Below are 7409 nucleotides of genomic sequence, written 5' to 3'. Positions count from 1 at the left end.
CGTCCGACGTCCGCGGTGCCGACGTCCGCGGTCTTCCGTCCGCGGTCTTCCGTTCGCCGTCTTCCGTTCGCGGTCTTCCGCGACCGACGTGACCTTCGTCCCTTGCCTCCCCCGGGATGCTCTGCTCGCGGACGCCAGTTCGGGGTGCGAAGGTATGGTCGATATGACCACTTTCCGAGGCGACGGGACGGAGAAGACCGCGTGGCGCGCAGCGTGTACGTGACCGGGATCGACCGGGGGGACGGACGGCAGGCGGTCGAGCTCGGGGTCATGGAGCTGCTCACCCGGCAGGTGGACCGGGTCGGGGTGTTCCGGCCGCTGGTGCACGCGCACGCGCCGGGAGAGTCCGGGTCGGACCACGTGGTCGAGCTGCTGCGCGGCCGGTACCGGATCGACCTGCCCGCCACCGACCTGTACGGGCTGACGTACGAGGAGGCCGCCGCCCTGCAGGCCGCCCAGGGGCAGGACGAGCTGGTGTCGGCCCTCGTCGACCGGTTCCGGGCGGTGGAGCGGCGCTGCGAGGCCGTGCTGGTGCTCGGCACCGACTTCGCGGACACCAACATCCCGGACGAGCTGGCCTTCAACGCCCGGCTGGCCAACGAGTTCGGCGCCGCCGTGCTGCCGGTGCTCGGCGGGCAGGGCAAGGAGGCGGAGGCCGTGACCGCCGAGGTCCGCAACGCCCACCGGGCGTACACCGACCTCGGCTGCGAGACCCTCGCGATGATCGCCAACCGGGTCGCCCCCGCCGCCAAGCAGCGGATCCAGCGCAAGCTCACCGAGAAGCTGCCGATCCCCGCCTACGTCATCCCCGAGGAGCCGGCGCTGGCCGCGCCCACCGTCGCCCAGCTGGTCGAGGCGACCGGCGCCGAGGTGCTGCTCGGGGACGCCGCCGGGCTCGCCCGGGACGTCCGCGGGTTCGTCTTCGGCGGCGCCATGCTGCCGACCTTCCTCGACGCGCTGACCGACGGCGCCCTCGTCGTCACCCCCGGGGACCGCGCCGACCTGGTCATCGGCTCGCTCGCCGCGCACGCCGCCGGCGCCCCGCCGATCGCCGGCGTGCTCCTGACGCTCGGCCAGCACCCGGGGCCGAACGTCATGGCGCTGGCCGCCCGGCTCGCCCCCGGCACCCCGGTCGCGGTCGTCCCCGGGGGCAGCTGGCCGACCGCCGCCACCCTGACCCACCTGGAGGGCAAGCTCAGCGCGGCCAGCCCGCGGAAGGCCGAGATCGCCCTCGGACTGTTCGAACTGCACGTCGACACGGTCGAGTTGACCAACCGGATCGAGGTCGGCCGGTCCGAGCGGGTCACCCCGATGATGTTCGAGCACGAGCTCCTGGAGCGCGCCCGCGCCGACCGCCGGCACGTCGTCCTGCCCGAGGGCACCGAGGAGCGCGTGCTGCGCGCGGCCGAGATCCTGCTGCGCCGCAACATCTGCGACCTCACCCTCCTCGGCGACGCCGACGCGGTGCGCCGCACGGCCGCGGGCCTCGGCATCGCGATACCGCGGGAAGACTCCGGCGCCGACCGCGCCCGGGTCCGGATCGTCGACCCGACCACCAGCCCGCTGCGCCGCCAGTTCGCCGAGCTGTACGCGCGGCTGCGCGCCCACAAGGGCATGACCGTCGAGCTCGCGCTGGACGTCGTCACCGACGTCTCCTACTTCGGCACCCTGATGGTCCAGGAGGGCATCGCCGACGGCATGGTCTCCGGCGCGGTGCACTCCACCGCCGCCACCATCCGGCCCGCCTTCGAGGTCATCAAGACCTCGCCGGGCGCGTCCATCGTGTCGAGCGTCTTCTTCATGTGCCTGGCCGACAAGGTCCTCGTGTACGGCGACTGCGCCGTCAACCCGGACCCGGACGCCCAGCAGCTGGCCGACATCGCGATCCAGGCCGCGGCCACCGCCGCCCAGTTCGGCGTCGAGCCGCGGGTCGCGATGCTCTCCTACTCGACCGGCACCTCCGGCTCCGGCGCGGACGTCGACAAGGTCCGCAAGGCCACCGAGCTCGTCCGCGAGCTGCGCCCGGACATCCTGGTCGAGGGCCCGATCCAGTACGACGCCGCCGTGGACCCGCACGTCGCGGCCACCAAGCTGCCGGGCTCCGCGGTGGCCGGCCGGGCGACCGTGCTGATCTTCCCGGACCTCAACACCGGCAACAACACCTACAAGGCCGTGCAGCGCTCGGCGGGCGCGGTCGCCGTCGGCCCGGTCCTCCAGGGCCTGCGCAAGCCCGTCAACGACCTCTCCCGCGGCGCGCTGGTCGAGGACATCGTCAACACCGTCGCGATCACCGCGATCCAGTCCCAGGACCGCAAGGAGTCGAACGCATGAGCGAGCGCAGCATGGGGGTCCCCCCGGCCGGAGGCTGGGGGAGAATCATCAGCGGGTGCGTGTTTCGCGAAGCGACCACCGAGCGCAGCGAGGTGGACGCATGAGTGAAGGAACGCGCGTCCTCGTCCTGAACGCCGGCTCCTCGTCGGTCAAGTACCAGCTGATCGACATGCTCGACGGCGCCCGGCTCGCCTCCGGACTGGTCGAGCGGATCGGCGAGCCGAGCGGCCGGCTGGTGCACACCCCGCGCTCCGGCGAGCGGCGCGAGAGCCTGCAGACCTTCCCGGACCACTCCGCCGCGCTCAAGGCCGTCGCCGAGGAACTCGCCGCCGACGGCGTCGGGCTGGACTCCCCGGAGCTCGCCGCGATCGGCCACCGCGTGGTGCACGGCGGCAAGCGGTTCACCGAGCCGACCGTGCTCACCGACGAGGTGCTCCGGGAGATCCGCCGGCTGATCCCGGTCGCGCCGCTGCACAACCCGGCCAACATCACCGGCATCGAGGTGGCCCGCGCGCTGCGCCCGGACCTGCCGCAGGTGGCCGTCTTCGACACCGCCTTCCACGCCTCGATGCCCGAGCCGGCCGCCCGGTACGCGATCGACAAGGCCGTCGCGGACGAGCACCGGGTGCGCCGCTACGGCTTCCACGGCACCTCGCACCAGTACGTCTCGCGGGCCACCGCCCGGCTGCTCGGCAAGGACCCGGCCGAGGTGAACGTCATCGTGCTGCACCTGGGCAACGGCGCCTCCGCGTCGGCCGTCGCCGGCGGCCGGTGCGTGGACACCTCGATGGGCCTGACCCCGCTGGAGGGCCTGGTCATGGGCACCCGTTCGGGTGACATCGACGCGGGCGTGGTGTTCCACCTGCACCGGGTGGGCGGCCTGTCGATCGACGAGATCGACGACCTGCTCAACCGCCGCAGCGGCCTGCGCGGCCTGTGCGGGGACAACGACATGCGCGAGATCATGCGCCGCGCGGACGAGGGGGACGCGGACGCGAGGCTCGCGTTCGACTCCTACGTCCACCGGCTCCGCAAGTACATCGGCGCCTACTACGCCGTGCTCGGCCGGGTGGACGCGATCGCGTTCACCGCGGGCGTCGGGGAGAACGCCGCACCGGTGCGCGCGGCGGCCACGGCGGGCCTGGATGAACTGGGCATCGCGGTGGACCCCGAGCTGAACTCCGTGCGCTCCGGCGAGCCCAGGATCATCTCGCCGGAGTACGCGCGGGTGGCGGTCGCGGTGGTGCCGACCGACGAGGAGCTGGAGATCGCCCGACAGGCCTTCGCCCTCGTGCACCGCCGGAACCAGGAGGCGCAGGGAACCCACGGGTCCGAGGACTGACACTCCGTCGTCTCGGTCCGCGGAATCCTTCGTCGGCGATTCCTCACGATTCGTGCCGAATGCACCCATAACACGAACGGATAGACTGATCCATATGCGCCGAGCGAAAATTGTCTGCACCCTGGGTCCGGCGACGGACTCCTACGAACAGCTGAAGGCCATCGTCGAAGCGGGCATGAACGTCGCCCGACTGAACATGAGCCACGGCACCCACGCGGACCACGAGGAGCGGTACCGAAAGGTCCGCCAGGTCTCGGAGGACACCGGCAAGGCCATCGGCGTCCTGGCCGACCTCCAGGGTCCCAAGATCCGTCTGGCGACCTTCGCCAACGGCCCGGTGACCGTCGACAACGGCGACGATTTCACCATCACCACCGAGGACGTCCCCGGTGACCAGCACATCTGCGGCACCACCTACAAGGGCCTGCCCGGCGACGTGAAGCCCGGCGACCCGATCCTGATCAACGACGGCGTCATCGCCCTGGAGGTCGTCAGCGTCGACGGCCCGCGGGTGAGGACCGTGGTGGTCGAGGGCGGCGTGCTCTCGAACAACAAGGGCATCAACCTGCCCGGCGCGGCCGTGAACGTGCCCGCCCTGTCCGAGAAGGACAAGGACGACCTGCGCTTCGCGCTCCGCCTGGGCGTCGACATGATCGCCCTGTCCTTCGTCCGCAACGCGGACGACGTCAAGGACGTCCACGAGGTCATGGACGAGGTCGGCATCCGCGTGCCGGTCATCGCCAAGATCGAGAAGCCGCAGGCCGTCGAGGCCATGGAGGAGATCGTCCTCGCCTTCGACGCCATCATGGTCGCCCGCGGCGACCTGGCCGTGGAGTACCCGCTGGAGCGGGTCCCGCTGGTCCAGAAGCGCCTGATCACGCTGGCGCGCCGCAACGCCAAGCCGGTCATCGTCGCCACCCAGATGATGGAGTCGATGATCCACGCCTCGCGCCCGACCCGCGCCGAGGTCTCCGACGTCGCCAACGCCATCCTGGACGGCGCCGACGCGGTCATGCTGTCGGCCGAGTCGAGCGTCGGGAAGTACCCGGTCGAGACCGTCCGCACCATGAGCCGGATCTGCGAGAAGGCCGAGGAGGAGCTCGTCGGCCAGGGCCTGCAGCCGCTCAACCCGGGCCGCAAGCCGCGCACCCAGGGCGGCTCCGTCGCCCGCGCCGCGTGCGAGCTGGGCGACTTCCTGAACGGCAAGGCGCTGATCGCGTTCACCAAGTCCGGCGACACCGCGCGCCGGCTGTCCCGCTACCGCTCGCCGATCCCGGTGATCGCGTTCACCCCGGACTCGGCCACCCGCAACCAGCTCTCGCTGAGCTGGGGCGTCGAGTCGTACGTCACCGAGCAGGTGGCCACCACCGACGCGATGGTCGCGCAGGTCGACCGCGAGCTGCTGAAGATGGGCGAGCTGTCCGAGGGCGACACCGTCATCGTCACCGCCGGCGTCCCGGTCGGCATCCCCGGCACCACCAACATGGTGCAGGTGCACCGCCTGGGCTCGCACGGCGAGTAGTCCCCGCCGCACCGCCGAACGCCCGTGGGGCGGCTCCTCCGCGACGGAGGGCCGCCCCACGGGCGTCGTGCGTTGCTCCTACTTGTCGCTGTAGGGGGCGTTGTCGTTGAACAGGTGCATCCCGGGGATGTGCAGCGTGCCGCCGAACTGGCCGGCCTGCTTGGCGGTCACCCCGGTCAGCTCGATGTCCAGCGGGATCGGGACCGAGCCGATCAGGTCGTACAGCCAGCGCGGCAGGGTGTCCGGGGTGAGGGTGATCTCGCCCAGGTCGATCGGGATCGGCAGGCCCAGCAGCTTGGACAGGTGACCGGACAGCCGCTCCACGTACATGGTGACCGCGCCGTCGCGCATGGTCGAGGTCGAGCCGGGGGCGCCCTGGACGTGGAACGTCACGCCGTTGCCCTCAAGAGTCGACATGTCGAGGTTCTCGATGTCGACGCTCGACACCACGAACTTCAGCACCCGCTTGGTGCCGGTCGGGGTCCTGACGTCGTAGACGCCGTGGAAGGCCGCGCCGTGCAGGCCGAGGCGGCTGGTCTGCAGCGTCCAGTTCTGCTCCGGGACGACCTGCTCGCCGGGCGCCGGGGCGGCGGTCAGGCCGCGGGCGTCCACCGCGCAGTTCGGGTTCGCGGTCTGGGAGCCGGAGGCCGACGGGGACGCCGAGGACGACGGCGCCGAGGTCGAGGCGGAGGCGGACGGCGCGGCCGGGGCACTGGACGACGGCGCCGGCTTGGTGGGCGCCTTGCCCGTCGCGGGCGGCTTCGGGGCCTGGGTCACCGTGCCGCCGCCGGGCACCTGCGGGGACGGCTGCGCCTGCGGCTGGGTCGGCGGCTGGGGCTGGGTCGGCGGCTGCCCGGGCTGGACCGGGGCGCCGACCCGCGGGGCGGGCGCGGCGGGCGCCGGGGTGGTCGCCGGGGCCGGGGTGGCGGTCGGCGACGCGGAGGGCGTCGGGGACGCCGAGCCACCCGGGTTCAGGAGGTTGCCGATCCCGCCGAGGATGTCGTCGATCAGCCCGGCCTGGGACGCCTTGGCTGTCCCGTTCGGGTCGCCCTGGTAGACCGCGCTCACCGCGCCCGCACTGCCGTTGGCAGCGGACCGGACGGCCGGCGCGGTGGTCGCCGTCGACGTCGGGGCCGTCGGGGCGGCGGTCGGCGTCTTCACCGGCGCGGACGGCTGCGGGGTGGGCGCGGCCGTCGGGGCCTGCGTCGGGACGCCCGTCGCACCGGCGCTCGCCCCCGCGGTGGGCGTGCCGGTGGGCGTCGCGGACGGACCGGGCGGCGGCGCGGGCAGCTCGCTCTTGGGCACCGGCGTCTCCTGGACCGACGAGACGTCCGGCACCGCCACGGGGGCGGTGGGGCACGCCTTGCCGGCCGTGGACTCGGCCGACGCCGGGTTCGGCGTGTAGGCGGCGGCCATCAGCAGCGCCGTCGGCACCGCGGCCATCGCCAGCGCCCGGCCCCGCAGCCGCACCCGGACGGGCGTCCGCGGAGCGGCGTGGCGCCCGGAGCGCTTCGCTTGGTCGTCGCCCGTGCTCACCGCGCCTCCCCCGGATCCGCCGTGGCGGCCTGCTCCCCCGGCACGGCCTGGGCGGGCAGCTTGGCCGTGGGCGCCTCGGCGGCAGCGGGCTCTTCGGCGGCGACGCTCTCGGCGACGGCGTTCTCGGCGACGGCGTTCTCGGCCGCAGCCTCGGGCTCCGGCAGCGGCGCCCAGGAGACCAGCAGCCCGCCGCCGATCAGGCCCGGCAGCAGCGCCATGCCGAAACCGGCCAGGTTGGACATCGGGATCGAGACCAGCGTCAGCAGGATGGTCGCGATGCCCGCGAAGACCCGGACGGCCGGCTGGAACCACCCGGTGATCCCGAGGATGATCATCAGGATGCCGATCAGCAGCGACCCGGCCCCCGCCGTGGTCGACATCGCGATCGTCACGCTGCCGAGCGCGAGGTGCGCGTAGGGGAAGTACAGGATCGGGACGCCGGCGATCATGGCCAGCAGGCCGCCCCAGAAGGGCCTGGTGCGGCGGAACGCGCGGAAGTGCCGCCAGAGCCACCCGATCGCGTTCTGGTGGCCGGTCCGGGTTTCGACCGTTGCGCTGGACATGGTGCAGCTCCTCGACATCGCTACGAGGGAAGAACGATTGGCAGGAGGCCGGGAACGACGGTGACCCGCCGCCCCCGGCCCGAGAAGACCCGTCACTCGGGCGTGCCGGCCGGCA

Annotated in this window: 5 protein-coding genes; 3 read left to right on the top strand and 2 right to left on the bottom strand. The window is 73.0% G+C overall.

From position 1 onward, the window contains the following. Window positions 1-201: 201 nt before the first annotated feature. The 3 genes from pta (at window position 202) to pyk (ending at window position 5195) form a co-directional block, all read left to right on the top strand. Window positions 202-2331 (top strand): phosphate acetyltransferase, encoded by a 2130-nt coding sequence (gene pta, locus ACFXDE_RS23870; protein WP_380496796.1) that lies wholly within the window; start codon window positions 202-204, stop codon window positions 2329-2331. 100 nt (window positions 2332-2431) lie between these two features. Further along, window positions 2432-3673, top strand: a complete 1242-nt coding sequence (locus ACFXDE_RS23865) for an acetate kinase (RefSeq protein WP_380496795.1) — start codon at window positions 2432-2434, stop codon at window positions 3671-3673. Window positions 3674-3767: 94 nt separating this feature from the next. After that, window positions 3768-5195, top strand: a complete 1428-nt coding sequence (gene pyk / locus ACFXDE_RS23860) for a pyruvate kinase (protein ID WP_380496794.1) — start codon at window positions 3768-3770, stop codon at window positions 5193-5195. Between the two features lie 78 nt (window positions 5196-5273). On the opposite strand, the gene ACFXDE_RS23855 is transcribed toward pyk, so the two are convergent. Together ACFXDE_RS23855 and ACFXDE_RS23850 are read right to left on the bottom strand one after the other, a co-directional pair. Then, window positions 5274-6731 (bottom strand): hypothetical protein, encoded by a 1458-nt coding sequence (locus tag ACFXDE_RS23855; RefSeq protein WP_380496793.1) that lies wholly within the window; start codon window positions 6729-6731, stop codon window positions 5274-5276. Further along, window positions 6728-7294, bottom strand: coding sequence for a DUF6114 domain-containing protein (locus tag ACFXDE_RS23850; RefSeq protein ID WP_380496792.1), 567 nt, complete (start codon window positions 7292-7294; stop codon window positions 6728-6730). Before ACFXDE_RS23850 ends, ACFXDE_RS23855 begins: the two co-directional genes overlap by 4 nt. Window positions 7295-7409 lie beyond the last annotated feature (115 nt).

This window comes from Kitasatospora sp. NPDC059408, assembly GCF_042751525.1.
GTDB lineage: Bacteria > Actinomycetota > Actinomycetes > Streptomycetales > Streptomycetaceae > Kitasatospora.
This window is presented reverse-complemented; position numbering and strand designations above follow the sequence as displayed.

Coding starts and splice junctions, on each gene's coding strand:
- ACFXDE_RS23865 (WP_380496795.1), top strand. CDS start 2,432: ATGAGTGAAGGAACGCGCGTCCTCGTCCTGAACGCCGGCTCCTCGTCG.
- pyk (WP_380496794.1), top strand. CDS start 3,768: ATGCGCCGAGCGAAAATTGTCTGCACCCTGGGTCCGGCGACGGACTCC.
- ACFXDE_RS23850 (WP_380496792.1), bottom strand. CDS start 7,294: ATGTCCAGCGCAACGGTCGAAACCCGGACCGGCCACCAGAACGCGATC.